The 15,829-nt window shown below is 32.5% G+C and carries 12 protein-coding genes; 6 read left to right on the plus strand and 6 right to left on the minus strand.

Annotated elements, in window-relative coordinates:
* Nucleotides 1-71: 71 nt before the first annotated feature.
* Entirely contained in the window at nt 72-1,187 is a 1,116-nt protein-coding gene (locus DFQ09_RS17260) for a glycosyltransferase family 4 protein (RefSeq protein ID WP_115812609.1), read from the plus strand.
* Between the two features lie 32 nt (nt 1,188-1,219).
* On the opposite strand, the gene DFQ09_RS17265 is transcribed toward DFQ09_RS17260, so the two are convergent.
* Nucleotides 1,220-2,110, minus strand: a complete 891-nt coding sequence (locus DFQ09_RS17265) for a sterol desaturase family protein (RefSeq protein ID WP_115812611.1) — start codon at nt 2,108-2,110, stop codon at nt 1,220-1,222.
* 59 nt (nt 2,111-2,169) lie between these two features.
* On the opposite strand from DFQ09_RS17265, the gene DFQ09_RS17270 reads away from it, so the two are divergent.
* The 4 genes from DFQ09_RS17270 (at nt 2,170) to DFQ09_RS17285 (ending at nt 8,769) form a co-directional block, all read left to right on the plus strand.
* Nucleotides 2,170-3,204 (plus strand): o-succinylbenzoate synthase, encoded by a 1,035-nt coding sequence (locus tag DFQ09_RS17270; RefSeq protein WP_115812614.1) that lies wholly within the window; start codon nt 2,170-2,172, stop codon nt 3,202-3,204.
* Nucleotide 3,205: 1 nt separating this feature from the next.
* Nucleotides 3,206-4,147: a CPBP family intramembrane glutamic endopeptidase gene (locus DFQ09_RS17275; protein WP_115812616.1), complete on the plus strand. Its 942-nt coding sequence runs from the start codon at nt 3,206-3,208 to the stop codon at nt 4,145-4,147.
* 3 nt (nt 4,148-4,150) lie between these two features.
* Nucleotides 4,151-5,236, plus strand: coding sequence for an AMP-binding protein (locus DFQ09_RS17280; protein WP_115812618.1), 1,086 nt, complete (start codon nt 4,151-4,153; stop codon nt 5,234-5,236).
* Between the two features lie 86 nt (nt 5,237-5,322).
* Nucleotides 5,323-8,769, plus strand: coding sequence for a VIT domain-containing protein (locus tag DFQ09_RS17285; protein WP_115812620.1), 3,447 nt, complete (start codon nt 5,323-5,325; stop codon nt 8,767-8,769).
* A gap of 55 nt (nt 8,770-8,824) precedes the next feature.
* Here the strand turns inward: DFQ09_RS17285 and DFQ09_RS17290 are convergent, their stop codons facing one another.
* The 3 genes from DFQ09_RS17290 to DFQ09_RS17300 all read right to left on the minus strand — a co-directional run bounded on the left by DFQ09_RS17290 (nt 8,825) and on the right by DFQ09_RS17300 (nt 11,229).
* Entirely contained in the window at nt 8,825-9,682 is an 858-nt protein-coding gene (locus DFQ09_RS17290) for an OmpA/MotB family protein (protein WP_115812622.1), read from the minus strand.
* A 104-nt stretch (nt 9,683-9,786) separates the two neighbouring features.
* Nucleotides 9,787-10,779, minus strand: a complete 993-nt coding sequence (locus DFQ09_RS17295; RefSeq protein ID WP_115812624.1) for a glycosyltransferase family 2 protein — start codon at nt 10,777-10,779, stop codon at nt 9,787-9,789.
* On the minus strand, nt 10,780-11,229 hold the full coding sequence (locus DFQ09_RS17300; protein ID WP_245940386.1) for a type I restriction enzyme HsdR N-terminal domain-containing protein: 450 nt from the start codon (nt 11,227-11,229) through the stop codon (nt 10,780-10,782).
* A gap of 141 nt (nt 11,230-11,370) precedes the next feature.
* Between DFQ09_RS17300 and holA the strand changes: the two genes are divergently transcribed.
* Entirely contained in the window at nt 11,371-12,378 is a 1,008-nt protein-coding gene (holA, locus tag DFQ09_RS17305; RefSeq protein WP_115812628.1) for a DNA polymerase III subunit delta, read from the plus strand.
* 78 nt (nt 12,379-12,456) lie between these two features.
* Here the strand turns inward: holA and DFQ09_RS17310 are convergent, their stop codons facing one another.
* Nucleotides 12,457-13,533, minus strand: coding sequence for an acyltransferase family protein (locus tag DFQ09_RS17310; RefSeq protein WP_181897209.1), 1,077 nt, complete (start codon nt 13,531-13,533; stop codon nt 12,457-12,459).
* 130 nt (nt 13,534-13,663) lie between these two features.
* Nucleotides 13,664-15,814, minus strand: coding sequence for a M3 family metallopeptidase (locus tag DFQ09_RS17315; protein WP_115812632.1), 2,151 nt, complete (start codon nt 15,812-15,814; stop codon nt 13,664-13,666).
* Nucleotides 15,815-15,829: the final 15 nt, after the last annotated feature.

Consider the following 15,829-nt stretch of genomic DNA (forward strand, 5'->3'; position numbering starts at 1 on the left):
AGTCACCTAGCATAGTGTGTTAATTTGATGATTAAAAAAATGAAAATTATTTAATTCTCTTTTTAATAGTTATGAAAATCGTATACCTAGCTAGATATTTACCTGCTGAAGGTTCAACAACACATATGTATTCTGTTGCTGAGAACCTTATAGAAAGAGGACATTCTGTTTATATCCTTTCGGGTGGCCACGGAGATAATCCAAGTGCCTTAACGTTATTCGAAAAGGTAAAAAGCAGTGGTGTAAAATTTATTAAACTGCCTTTTCCTATATATAACAAGATTAATTTTCGTACTAAGTTATATCAGTTATTCTCATATATTTTTTCAATTCCATTTGCCTTGTTTTATTTGTTTAAGCTTAAGCCAGATGTCATTCATGCCCATTATCCAGTAACTACCTATTTAGCTGCTATATATAGGTTTCTAACGGGCAAAAAATTTATTGTGACACATCACAACATGAAAATCCCAAAGCACATGTTCAATAGAAAAGGAGACTATGTAATTGCAATTAGTAGAGAGCTAGAAATCAATTTAGTGTCTGATTACAACTATAAAAAAAGTGAAGTTAAACTTATTTTCAACGGAGTTAAAGATCATAAGTATACCCTAGATAAAGACAGTGTTTTAAATTTAAAGAGAATTAATAATATACCTATTGATAGGGTTATTTTTGGTTTTGTAGGCAGGATAAGTCATCGTAAAGGAGTAGATATTTTAATTGCAGCGATAGACCGGTGTAAACATTTAAAAATACATCTAATCATAGTAGGTGATGGGAAAATAGATTGGTTAAAGAACTTAATCGATGCCAAAAAATTGTCAAATTTAGTCACGCTAATTCCTTTTAGAGATCCAAGAGATATTTATAATATGATAGATGTGTTAATTCTACCATCAAGAATGGAAGGCTTTCCATTAGTGCCTTTAGAAGCAATGATGATGAGAAAACCCGTGATTAGATCTAATATTGAAGGAGCCAAAGACCAAATTAATGAGGGGGAGAATGGATTTCTTTTTGAATCTGAAAATGTCGTACAATTAGCAGCTATTATTGAAACTATCGTCTCACACCCGAATACTTTAAAGGCGTTGGGAGAAAATGCATATAAACAGGCTGTTAATCATTTTTCTGAAGACATAATGGTTAACAAAATGCTGAAAGTTTACAGTTTAACGCTATAAATCAATAGCATGTGGATTAAAAGTAACTAGAATTATTTTTTTCGCATTAACCATTCATTTCTTAAATCATTACTGATTTTGCCTGTTCCATCATGTTTCCAACCGGGCGGTTTAATAAGGTAGAGTAGTCTGTTTTTTAATGATTTTTTTCCTGAAGAGGCGTCTTTCAATAACAACCACCATTCAATAAATGCAATTTTAATTGGATTATATGTTTTAATATTTGTGACCAAACCATACCTTACTTTTTCGTCGCTTAATTCAGGTTGAAATGTTCCAAATAGTTTATCCCATATAATTAGAATTCCAGCATGATTACGGTCCAAATAAATCGGATTACTGCCATGATGCACTCTGTGATGTGATGGGGTATTAAAAATAGCTTCAAACCATCTGGGCATTTTATTAATAGCTTCCGTATGAATCCAGAATTGATACAACAAGCTAATAGACATTTGTAATAAAATCATAGCTGGATGAAAGCCTAACAACGGTAACCATAACCAAAAGATAAAGGTGTAAAAACCGCCAGACCATGTTTGTCTAAGTGCTGTACTTAAATTGTAATGTTCTGATGAATGATGAACGACGTGTGAAGCCCAAAATAGGCGACATTCATGCGAGACGCGATGAAACCAATAATAAGCAAAGTCATCCGCAAAAAATAGAATTAAAAAGGACCACCAAGCCACAGGAATAGTAAACAATCTAAAGTTATCATAAACCAAAAAGAAAACCAATAACACCAAAACTTTACTCGCAAAACCCAAAAACACGTTTCCCAATCCCATAGCAATAGAGGTAAAGGCATCTTTAGATTCGTAAGTCTTAATATGTTGTTTAGTAGTTACATATAACTCTAACACCATTGCCAGTACAAAAAACGGGATAGCATAAAGAATAATATTAGGAAAATTTGGCATTTTGTATTGTTAATTGAGCTCTAATTTACGAAAATAATTAAGTATTTTTGATTACTATGATGAGAGCAGAATACAAACACTATGTTTTAAAATTTAAACGTCCCAGCGGCACATCGCGAGGAGTGATGACAACCAAGGAAACTTGGTTTATAATTTTAGAAAATGAAGATAAAACGGGCGTTGGCGAGTGTGGTATTTTAAGAGGTTTATCTATTGATGATCGGCCAGATTTTGAAGATAAATTAAAATGGACTTGTAACAACATTCATCTTGGGTTAGAAAAACTTTTAGCAGAGTTGATAGAGTTTCCAAGTATACAGTTTGGATTGGAAACCGCTTTTAAATCATTAGAACGTACAGATCAGTTTCAATTATTTCCTTCTGAATTTTCAAAGGGAGAAGACAGTATACCAATTAACGGCTTAGTTTGGATGGGCAAGGAAGACTTTATGCGCTCTCAAATTAAGGATAAAATTGAGGCAGGTTTTAGTTGTATTAAATTAAAAATTGGGGCTATTGATTTTCAAACGGAATTAGATATCTTAAAATCGATACGGAATGAGTTCTCAGTTTCAGATATCGAATTAAGAGTAGATGCCAATGGAGCCTTTTCACCTAATGATGCTTTAGAAAAGTTAAAACGATTATCAGAATACCAGTTACATTCCATTGAGCAACCCATAAAACCAAAACAATTTGATGCGATGGCTCAGCTTTGTCAAGCAACTCCATTGCCTATTGCTTTAGATGAAGAATTAATTGGTGTGTTTTCTAAAGAAAATAAGCAAGACTTACTTCAAACTATAAAGCCGCAATACATCATTTTAAAACCGAGCTTAGTTGGTGGGTTTGGAGGTAGTCAGCAATGGATTGATAGTGCAGAAAATTTAAATATAAAATGGTGGATAACCAGTGCGTTAGAAAGTAATATTGGATTGAATGCCATAGCGCAATGGACGTATACATTAAAAAATACAATGCCTCAAGGTTTAGGAACCGGAAGTTTATTTACTAACAATTTTATTTCTCCATTAAGTGTAAAAAACGGTACTTTGCATTACGATTTAAAACAACACTGGAACTTTAATTTATAACATGAATTACATACAACAAGCTTATAAAGGACAACGCGAACTTTGGATGTTTGTCCTTACAACAATCTTAGTCGCAGGTATTTTTATTAGTAATTTTATTTTTTATTTAGTGTCTGACCCAAGTGATTTAGATGCTGCGATGGATGCTATGAATAGCTGGGGTTTACCCGCAAATGTTTTGTTAGTTATTAATCTATTGCCTTTTGTGTTTTTGCTCGGTCTGTTATTTATTTTGGTTAAATTTATACATCAACGGAGTCTTTTATCCTTAACAACATCACGAAATAAAGTTGATTTTAAACGTATTTTGTTCTCATTTTTAATGATTACAATTTATACCGTTGTTTCGTTTTTTATAATGTATTCTATAGATTCATCTGAAATTGTGTTTCAGTTTAATCCTGTTAAATTTTCAATTCTATTTATAATAAGTATTATTCTATTCCCGTTTCAAATAGGATTAGAAGAGTATCTATTTAGAGGTTATTTAATGCAACACATAGGTGTCTTAGTAAAGAACAAATGGTTTCCTTTAATTTTTACCTCAATATTATTTGGTGTTGCGCATAGTGCAAATCCAGAGGTAGGTGCTATTGGATTTTGGCAAATGATGATTTTTTATGTTGGTACAGGATTGCTCTTAGGAATTATGACCTTAATGGATGAAGGTTTAGAGCTAGCTTTAGGATTTCATTTAGGTAATAATTTAATTGCATCATTATTAGTAACAGCAGATTGGACAGCATTGCAAACTGATGCCCTTTTTAAAGATACGTCTGAACCGGGATTAGGATCAATTTCAGAAATTATGTTACCTGTTTTAATAGTGTATCCTATAATGCTATTAATACTTTCAAAAAAATATGGATGGAGCAACTGGAAAGATAAATTATTCGGAAAAGTAGAAGAACCACCAAAAGAAAATTATAAAATAATTGAGTAGAATATGACACCAGAATATAACAAAGTACACAACCGTTTTAAGTTTAATGGACTTCATTTTAGTCACGAAGATCTAAAAGAAGTTGCTTATAGTCTCATAAAAGAAGGCGAAGCTTACGAAAAAGTAACAGGTAATTTTTTAATCGATTGGTTAAATAATAAGGACTTTTTATATGTAACGACTTCGGGCTCTACAGGTCAGCCAAAAGAAATTAAATTAATGAAACAAGCGATGGTGAATTCTGCCATAGCTACAGGTAATTTCTTCGGTTTAGAACCAGGTGATAAAGCTTTACATTGTTTACCAAGTCATTTTATTGCTGGTAAAATGATGTTTGTACGTGCTTTGGTTCTAGGATTAGAAATTGATTTTGTAGAACCGTCTGCACATCCAATTTTTGATTATGAAAAGACTTATGATTTCTGTGCGATGGTGCCAATACAATTAAAACACACTATTAATTATATTGAGAATATTAAATCAATTATTGTTGGAGGGTCTAAAGTCACTAAACCGCTGTTAGAAAAAATTAAAAACTGTGAGCCTAAGTTTTTTGAAACTTACGGAATGACAGAAACCGTAACGCACGTTGCTGTAAGACAGTTACAATCTAAATCTGCTGAAAAAGAACCGTATTTTAAAGCTTTAGAACATGTCACTTTTGAGCAAGACGATAGAAACTGTTTAGTAATACACGCTCCAAAACTGGTTGAAGAAGCCTTAATTACTAATGATATTGTAGAATTACAATCGGAAACTAGCTTTCAGTTATTCGGACGTTTTGATAATGTTATCAATTCTGGTGGAGTAAAACTATTCCCAGAACAAATAGAAGATAAATTACAGCCCGCTATAAAACAACGCTTTATTGTTGCAGGTGAAGACGATGTAACTTTAGGCGAAAAATTGATTCTTATTGTTGAAAATCCGACGGATTCTAAAGTAGATATGGTAAAGGCTATTAAAGAATTAAAAACTTTAGGTAAGTTTGAAATTCCTAAGGAAATTTATACTACAGAGAAATTTTCAGAAACTGTAAACGGAAAAATTCAACGTAAAAAAACCATAAAAGCTGTTTTAGGGAGTTAACTCATTGAAACGCATACTTTACTCATTATAAGTTTTATTTTATTGGTTTGGCATTTAGTTTTGATTGAACTTTAAATGCTAAACCAATGAAAAAACTACTCCTTTTAATACTTGTATTGATGCAATCAGTAGCAAGTTATTCCCAAAATTTCCCATCCGTAAAATTAGAAGATAAGTCCAAGTTAAAACTAGATAAACTACAGGTAAATGTAGCGGTTTCTGGAAACTACGCGACCGTGACTTATGACATGACGTTTTATAACGGACTCAATAGAGTTCTCGAAGGAGAATTAGCTTTTCCTTTAGCGCAAGGGCAGAGTGTTTCTCATTTTGCTATGGACTTAAATGGAAAACTACGCTCTGCGGTTGTTGTGGAGAAAGAATTAGGCCGAGTGGCTTATGAAAACACCATTAAACAACGTATAGATCCAGCGCTATTAGAGCAAACCCAAGGCAATAATTACAAAGCTAGAGTTTATCCTATTCCTGCTAAGGGTTATAAACGAATTGTTATTACCTATGAGCAAAATTTATTGGTAAATGAAGGGAACTATCAGTTTGGGATTCCTTTTGGTTTTAAAGACGCTCTAAATGATTTTAAAATTGAAATTAAATGCAACAATCTAGATCAAGTACCGGTTGTAACAGAAAGTTTTAATAAAACGCTTAAATTTATTAATACCGATAACGGTCTTTCTGCTACATATCATGAGAAAAAAATACTACTAGATAAAGACTTAAAATTAGAAATACCTATTACAAATGTTTTTGCACTACAAACTTTTGAAGAGTACTTTCATTTGAGTAAAACTTTTGTTCCTAAAAAAAGACTAAAAACAAAACCTAGATCCATCTCAATTCTTTGGGATGCTTCGTATTCTATGCATTACAGAAAGCTAGACAAAGAGTTAGATGTTATCTCTAATTATTTGGAATATCTAAGTGATGTAAAAGTGATAGTAGTGGTATTTAGTAATACCGAAATTAGTAATACGGTCTATAGAATAAAAAAAGGGAAGAGTATGGAGCTCATAAATGCCCTAAAAGAAATTACGTACGATGGTGGTACATCTTACAAAGGGTTGTCCATTCCTAAATCTGATGAAGTTCTACTATTTTCTGATGGTCTACATAATTTAGGAACATTAAATCTACAGAATAAGTCTACACTGTATTGTTTAAATTCTGTTAGTTCTGCAAATCATCAATTATTAGGTGTTATGGCATCTGATCATGGAGGCAATTATATAAATTTGAATACGACGTCTACAAATTCAGCTTTAGAAAAATTAAAACATAAAGCTTTTCAGTTTCTCGGTGTAAAGCATAATAATTCACTTTATGAAATGTATCCAAAAGCTCATACTATTGTTGATGAAAATTTCAATTTAAGCGGAAAATATATTGAAGCGAAACCTATTGAATTATTGTTTGGTTATGGCGATGAAATTACGGAACGCATTAAAGTAGATATCTCTTCATCTTCAAATTCTGATATATCTAAACGCCTTTGGGCAAAAGCGAAGCTTAATTATTTAACTAAAAACAAAGAAGAACATAAAAGTGATATAATAGAATTGGCTAAAGCTTACCATTTAATTTCACCTTATACATCAATGATTGTGCTAGATCGCATAGAAGATTATGTGCGTTATAAAATAGAGCCTCCTTCAGAATTAATGGAAGAGTATAAGCGTAGATTATCACAATCAAAATTACAACAGCAAAACTTACTTGCTAATTTAGAAGGTAGAAAATCAAATTTAAAAGATGATTATAAGACTATAAGAGATTGGTACAACAAAGATTTTACTCTTAAAACGACACCAATAAAGAAGAAACCCAAAGTTAATAATGTAAATAATACGACTAATACTAATACAGAAACACGCATAGTTAATAATAGTTCTCACAGCTTAAACACAAGGCCAGTTGCTACACATCATATAGATTCTACAAAAGCTATAGTAAGTGGTACTATTATTTCATCTAGTGATGGTTTACCATTACCAGGCGTATCGGTTATTGTTAAAGGAACAACTAGAGGTGCACAAACAGATTTTGATGGGAACTTTGTAATTAATGCCTCACCAAACGAAACACTAGTGGTTTCATATGTAGGTATGGATAGCGTAGAACAGAAATTAAGTTCTGAAACAACACTAAATATTGTATTAATAGAAGATGCTTCAACTTTAGATGAAGTTGTCGTTATGGCTTATGGGACAACAAGGAAAGCATCTATTACAAGCTCTGTAACGAGAATAACATCTGAAAGTATAGAAAGTAAGGTTTCTCAATCTTTAATGGGACAAGTTTCAGGAGTTAATATTACTGAATCTAATGGGAGTTCCGGATCAAACTCTACTATTAAAATTAGAGGTTTAGGAACTGTAAACGGAAGTCAAGAACCTCTTTATGTTGTTGATGGTTTACCTTATACTGGTCATATCTCTGATATCAATACGCCAGACATACTTACTATATCTGTATTAAAAGATGCCGGAGCCACTGCTATCTATGGTTCTAGAGGTGCTAATGGCGTTATTATTATTACAACAAAGAAAGGTGAAAAAACAAATAGAAAAGAGATTGAAGAATTAAATAAAAAGATAGCAGAGCAATCCACATTACAAAGTTGGGATAAGAATGCGTCTTATATTCAGTATTTGAGCGAACAAAACTCCGCAGAAGAAGCTTATATAGCTTATTTGAAAATTAGAGAAAACTACAGAAACACACCGTCTTTCTTTTTAGATGTAGCAGACTTTTTTGAAACTAAAAACAGAATAGATTTGGCCTTAAGAGTCGCAACAAACCTAATAGAAATTGAATTAGATAATCACGAACTTATTAGAGCGTTAGCTTATAAACTAGAGCAATATAAAAAGTATGATTTAGCTATTTATGTTTATAAGACTGTGTTAGAGTTGCGCCCTGAGCATCCACAATCTTACAGAGATTTAGCTTTAGCTTATGAAGCAAATGGTGATATTGATGCTGCAATTGATCTGTTTTTAAAAATCATTAATGGTGATTTACTAGAAAAAGATGAAGAGGAAATGTATTATGGCATAGAGCAGAATGCTTATGTTGAGTTGTGTCATTTAGTAAATACAGACAACAGTATTCGATCTAAAGAACTAAGGGAAACATATAAATCTGTAGAAACAGATATTAGAGTGGTGGTCGATTGGAATCACGGTGAAACAGACCTCGATTTATACGTTAAAAACCCAGATAATGAAGTGGTTTACTATGGTCATGACACTTCGAAATTTGGAGGTCGATTATCAGAAGATTTAACGGAAGGGTACGGTCCGGAAAGTTATTGGATTAAAGAGGCTCAAAAAGGGGATTATAAAGTTTCGGTAGATTATTACTCTGATCGTGTTCAGAAGATTACAGGACCAGCGAGTTTAAAAGTTACTATCTATAGAAATTATGGAAAACCTAATGAGGAAAAATCCATTAAGGTTATAAGGTTAAGTGATGATGACTCAAAAAGAGACATTGAAACGATAACTATTTAAAACAAAAAGCCCAATGCAAACGCATTGGGCTTTTTTATATTAAAATCTATTAGGATTATTTTCCTTCAGATAAATTTTTCATTTCATTTTCAACCATTTCATAGAATTGGTCAATTTTAGGCATTACAACAATACGCGTACGTCTGTTTTTTGCTCTGTTTTCAGCAGTATCGTTTTCTACTAAAGGCACGTAAGAACTACGACCAGCAGCAATTAATTGTTGTGGATTAACATCTAAGCTCTCTAAAACTCTTACTACAGAAGTAGCACGTTTTACACTTAAATCCCAGTTGTCAACTAATGGTGGCTTGTTATAAGATAAATCATCTGTATGAGACTCTACCATAGCTTCAAAATCAGGTTTGCTGTTTATTACTTTAGCAACTTTAGCTAATATTTCGTTAGCTCTCGTTGTTACAGTATAGCTTCCACTTTTAAATAATAATTTATCAGCAATAGAAATGAATACAACTCCCTTTTCTACATTAATTTCGATATCTGGATCGTTAATTCCAACGGCTTTCTTAAGGCTAGTTACAACAGCAAGTGTTACACTATCCTTTTTCGTTAACGCATCTTGTAATCTTGTAATTTTTAAATCACGTTCTTTTAAACTCTCTAAAGACTTCTCAAGGTTTTCAGAACCTTTTTTAGTTAAGATTGTTAAATCTCCTTTGGTATCAATTAAATCTTGATTTGATTTACGTAAATCAGCCAATTGATCTTTCATCGTTTCTACTCTCGCATTTGCAGCAGCAACATCAGAGAGACAACTGTTTAATTTAACGGTTGCAGTATTTAATAAATCTTGGGTTTCTTGATATTTTTCTTGTAGCGCAACATGTTCTTTCTTAGACACACAAGATGCTAAAAACAACATTGAACAAACACCTAATAACATTAATTTTTTCATAATTGAATTTTAGTTTAAATTGTTAATTTTAACATAGCAAAATTATGGAAAACAAAAGTTCTCCTATCATGGATTAACATAAATTTTAACAGTTTTGTAAACATTTAAAACTGAGACCGTTTATTTATGAAATAAGACCAAACTATAGACGCTGTTTCGTAATAACCAGAACGTTTAGGAAGTTGTTTTCTTTGTTTTAAAAGTCGCGGTAAATTATAGTAAAATGACAAATGTGCTTTTAAAATAGCGAATAGAAATGTTGGTTTCAATTGAAACAAGAAACGCATCGCTGCAACACCATCCAATAGCATTCGAAACAATATTCTAAAAATTAAATTAGTATCTGTATTTTTTACAAGCGTAAATAAGCTATTTCTAAAATTGAGATAGGTTTTCTTAGGATTGGTAGTATTTAATGTCGCACCACCAACATGATAGACTGTTGAAGTTCCGATATACTTTGTGGTATAGTTAGCATTAAATGCACGCCAACACAAATCAATCTCCTCCATATGTGCAAAATAGGTTTCATCAAAACCGTTTAAGCTTTTATAAGTTTCATTTTTTATAAAAAAGCAGGCGCCAGATGACCAAAAAATTGTTTTGGTATCGTTGTATTGACCGTTGTCTTCTTCAATGGTGTCAAAAATTCGGCCTCTGCAATACGGATAACCATATTTGTCTATAAATCCGCCAGCAGCACCAGCATATTCAAAATGAGATTTATTTTTGTAATCTAAAATTTTAGGTTGAATGATGGCTGTATTGTCATTGCTATTAAATTCTGAAATAATAGGTTGAAGCCAATTTTCTGTAACCTCAATATCGCTATTAAGTAAGCAGAGTAGAGGTTCTTCAATATGTTTTAAAGCATCGTTATAACCTTTAGCATACCCACCGTTTTCACTATTCTGAATAACAACTACATTCTTAAAATGCTCAGCAACAAATGCCACAGAATCATCAGTTGAAGCATTATCAGCGAGATAGATAATAGCATCATTAGAATGTTTTATAACAGAAGGTAAAAACTGTTCAAGCAAAGCTTTCCCATTCCAGTTTAAAATAACAATCGCTATATCTTTAGTTTGTAACATTTAGTGTGGTGTATAATTGGGAATATCTCTTAAAAAGGAAAAGCGTTCAGCATCAAAATCCATTTCACAATAATAATGATTTAAACCATTAGTAACCATTAAAAAGGACGCATTTAAAGCTAAGTTATAACGTGCTATCTGATCAAAAGTAGTCTGGTCTATTGGTATGTTGTGCGATTTACATTCTACAATTAAATGAATACTACCATCCGAGTTAAAAATGACGATATCATAACGTTTTTTTAAGCCGTTTATAATCAGTTCTTTTTCAACATTAATCAATGATTTTGGGAATTTTTTCTCATTAATTAAATAATGAACGCAGTGTTGTCTTACCCATTCTTCGGGTTGAAGAATGATAAATTTTTTCCGAATGACATCAAAAATAGAAACTTTATTTTCTGTACTTTTGAAACGGTATTCAAACTTTGGAAAGTTGAGTTCTTGCAACACCTTGGATAGCTTATTTTTTTCAAAGTTAAAGCAGAATAGCACAAATCACAATTTTCAATTACTAAAATCTATATAATTTAGTGTAAAGCTGAATTAAGCGTTTAGATTTTGAAATTTTTAACTTGGTATTTTTACAATTTGGACGAAATAAAAGAAATAGTAGCTGCAATCAAAAAGGGAGATATAAAACCTATTTACTTTTTAATGGGTGAGGAAGCCTATTATATTGATAAAATATCAGACTATATTGAAGAGCATCTTTTAGATGAGGCTGAAAAAGGTTTTAACCAAATGGTGCTTTACGGACGCGATGTAACTATAGATGATATTGTGAGTAATGCCAAACGTTATCCTATGATGGCAGAACGCCAAGTTGTGATTGTTAAAGAAGCTCAAGATTTAAGCAGAACCATAGAGCAATTAGCAAAATACGCAGCTAATCCGCAACCTTCAACAGTTTTAGTGCTCAATTATAAGTACAAAAAAATAGATAAACGTAAGGCTTTATATAAGGCCATCAATAAACACGGTGGTATTGTTTTCGAAAGTAAGAAAATGTATGAAAATCAGGTGGCTGATTGGATTAGACGTGTTTTAGCTGGTCAGGATTATAATATATCTCCAAAGGCTGCTCAAATGTTAGTCGAATTCCTTGGGACGGATCTTAGTAAAATCGATAACGAACTTAAGAAACTTAAGATTGTTCTACCTGCAGGTACTCAAATTACACCAGAGCACATAGAGGAAAATATTGGTATAAGTAAAGATTACAATAATTTTGAATTACGTAAAGCTGTCGGTAGTAGAAATGCGATAAAGGCGCATCAAATTGCGAAGTATTTTGCCGAAAACCCAAAGGATAATCCTATTGTTGTTTCTGTTGCTTTGTTATTTGGCTTCTTTTCTCAATTATTACACCTTCATGGTATGTCTGATAAAAACCCTCGTAGTGTAGCTTCGGCATTAAAAGTGAATCCTTATTTTGTGAATGAATATTTAGATGCTGCTCGTAATTACCCCATGAAAAAAGTAAGCTATATTATTGGTGTGCTTCGCGAAACAGATGTAAAAAGCAAAGGTGTAGGTGCTAATGCAATACCTCAAGGTGACTTGCTTAAGGAGTTGTTAGTTAAAATCTTAGGTTAATTTTTTTATTTTCTATAATTGATTTGGCTTTTATTACAGGTGAATTACGAGCTACAATTTAGTACTTATTTTTTCTGATTACTTTAAGTATTTGCTTGTTAGTAGTTTCATTTTAACTTTCAAATAATTAGAGGCTCTACGTTCATAAAATTCACTTAAAATATATGATATCAGAATCATAAGAAAAGTTGTCGAAATTACCACGACATATTTATTCGTGTCATTTCCTAAATTATCGAAAATAATGTATCCAATTTTTTGATGAATTAAATAAAGAGGATAGGTCAGCATTCCAATTTTTATAAATTTTGAAGAATTGATACTTTTCAGTTTACCACAGGCCACAAGTAATATGAGTAAGTAAAATAGAACAATGATGCCGCAAGCAATTAGCGGAGAGAATTCAATATTAAAATGATTTGCTTTTTTAGCCGTTTCAGTTATAGTATGTTGTATGGATGTAAATAGTGCAATGGATAATAATAAAGCATATTTTATATTTAATTTACTTTTATAAATCTGATATAAAATCATGCCTGCAATAAAGTAAGAGCTCCAGTCTAAAATAAAAAGCGATTTACCAATTCTAAAGATAGGGAGTTCACTAAAGTAGAGATATAATACCGACAGCGTCAGCCATGCATATATTAAATAATCTAATTTTATTGATTTAAATTTATTCAAAATTAGAAAAGAGCCAATGATGAAAATATAGAATTTCATTTCTATAAAGAGCGTCCAATAAACTCCATCAATACTTTCAACTCCAAGGTAATTATGAAACATGGAAAGGTTGAAGATAAACTGCCCTAATTCTGCTGTAAATCTAGGAACTCCAAATAAAAGGATTACAACGAAAGTTATTAAAACACATATCCAATAAATGGGGTATAATCTTGATAGTCTTGAAATTATAAATGAGGTTAACGATCTATCTTTGATCGACAATGAGATCACAAACCCACTAATAATGAAGAATATATTTATACCTAGAAAACCATATTTAAAGTAATCACTAATTTCACTAAAGTCTAAATCAGATAAATTATCTGCCGCATAGCCTCTAAAAAAATAATGATAAAGAACAACAATTAAAGCCGCAAAAAACCGAAACAAGTCTAATTGATAAATTCTATTTTTTGATTTTATGGACACTATCTAAATGTTTAATAGCGCATAAATACAAATTATAAATTTCCCAAAGTTACATTCCAAGATTTTTTTTAAACGGCAATTTTGTTATTCTTTATCATTTTTAAATACCTGAACTAAGAAATAAGTCTAACTATTTAGTCTCACGAACAGGAAATCCACGATCTTTCATTAAGGCTTCAATCTTAGCATCACGTCCTCTAAATTTTCTATAAGCTTCTGCAGGATCCATAGCGTTACGAGGTGCAAACAAATACTTCACTAATTTATCGGCAACGGCTTTGTCGTAAAAACCACCTTCGGCTTCTCTAAAGGCTTCAGACGCATCACTTGTTAAGACATCTGCCCACATATAACCATAATAAGCGGTTGCATAGCCTTCTCCAGAGAAAACGTGTCCAAACTGTGGTGTTCTGTGACGCATCGGTAATTCTTTTGGCATACCCAATTCGTCTAAGGTTTCACGTTCAAATTTATCAATGTCAATATCTGTTGGGTCTGCTAAATGTAATTTCATATCAATTAAAGCAGAAGCTAAATATTCTGTGGTTCCAAAACCTTGATTAAATGTAGAAGCGTTCTTTATTTTCTCAACTAATGCAGCAGGAATTGGCTCACCTGTTTTATAATGTACTAAAAATTGATTAATGACTTTATCTGTAGATAACCAACGCTCTAATAATTGCGACTGGAATTCCGTGTAATCTCTAACTCCTCCATTTAAGGTTGGATATTTTACATCGGCAGAGAAGAAGTGAAGGGCATGGCCAAACTCATGAAAAAATGTCGTTGCATCATCCCAAGATACTAAGACAGCTTCTCCTGGCGCTGGTTTTACAAAGTTAGAATTGTTAGAGGCTAAAACATTTTTCTCTCCTTCAAAAGAATCAGAACTTCTATAAGTGGTTGCCCATGCACCAGAACGTTTACCTTGGCGTGCAAACGGATCTAAATACCATAAGCCAATATGTTTTCCGGAATCTTTGTCGGTCACTTCCCAAACCTTTACATCCTCATGAAACACAGGGACAGAGCCTTCTGCAACTGGTGTGAATTTATAATTAAACAATTCGCCAGCCGTAAAGAACATAGCTTCTGTTAGTTTGTCTAATTGTAGATATTGCTTCACTTCGTCACTATCCAAATCGTATTTCTTTTTACGTACTTTCTCTGCGTAGTATCTATAATCCCATGGTTCTATAGTAATGTTGTCGCCAAGTTCGTTAGCTACTGTTTGCATATCTGCAACTTCTTCTTTTACTCTGGCAGTTGCAGCAGGCCAAACAGCCATCATTAAATCCATGGCGTTTTCTGGTGTTTTTGCCATACGATCTTGCAATCTCCATTCTGCATAATTGTCATATCCCATTAAACCGACACGTTCTTTACGTAGTTTTAATATTTCAGCAATGATTTTATTATTGTCATATTCATCTCCATTGTCTCCTCTAGAATAATAGTTTTCCCAAACTTGCTTACGTAATTCGCGTTCTGTAGAGTAGGTGAGGAACGGATCCATTGATGAGCGTGTGTTGGTAATAGCATATTTTCCATCTTCCCCTTTATCTGTTGCTATTTTTGCAGCCGATTTTATAAAACCATCTGCCAAACCACCTAATTGGTCTTCGTTTAAATAGGTGATATAATTTTCTTCATCATGTAATACATTATTTGCAAAATCGGTATAAAGTGTAGATAATTCTTTGTTGATTTCAGCATAACGCTTTTTCTTTTCAGCATTGAGGTTGGCGCCATTCATTTCAAACTGCTTGTAGGTTAAATCTACCACACGCTGTGCTTGTGCTTCTAATGGTGTTTTTTGAGACGCATCATAAACGGTTTTTATACGTTGGAACAATTTTTCGTTCTGAGAAATTTCTGATCTAAAATCTGAAAGTTTTGGTGCTAACTCGGCTTGTACCGTTCTGAATTCTGGTGAAGACACATTACTTCCCATAATACCATAATAAGCAAAGACGCGACTTAGCTCTTTCCCTGCACTTTCCATAGCCACAATAGTATTTTCAAAAGTTGCAGGCTCAGGATTATTAGCAATAGTTTCAATCTCAGTAAGATTACGTTTCATAGCTTCTTCCATTGCTGGTTTTATAGCTTCGACTGAAACTTTATCAAAAGCAGGAACACCGTTGTAAGGTCCTGTCCATTCTTGGATTAATACATTATCACTCATGGTTTTTTCGGGAGTTTTAGTGGTGTCTTCTTTACAACTCGAAAAAAGTACAATACTACAAATTAAGGTAGCTTTAATTGATTTAGATATCATAATTGGTGGTTTTTA

The sequence above is a fragment of the Winogradskyella pacifica genome, assembly GCF_003386275.1.
Classification (GTDB): Bacteria; Bacteroidota; Bacteroidia; order Flavobacteriales; family Flavobacteriaceae; genus Winogradskyella; species Winogradskyella pacifica.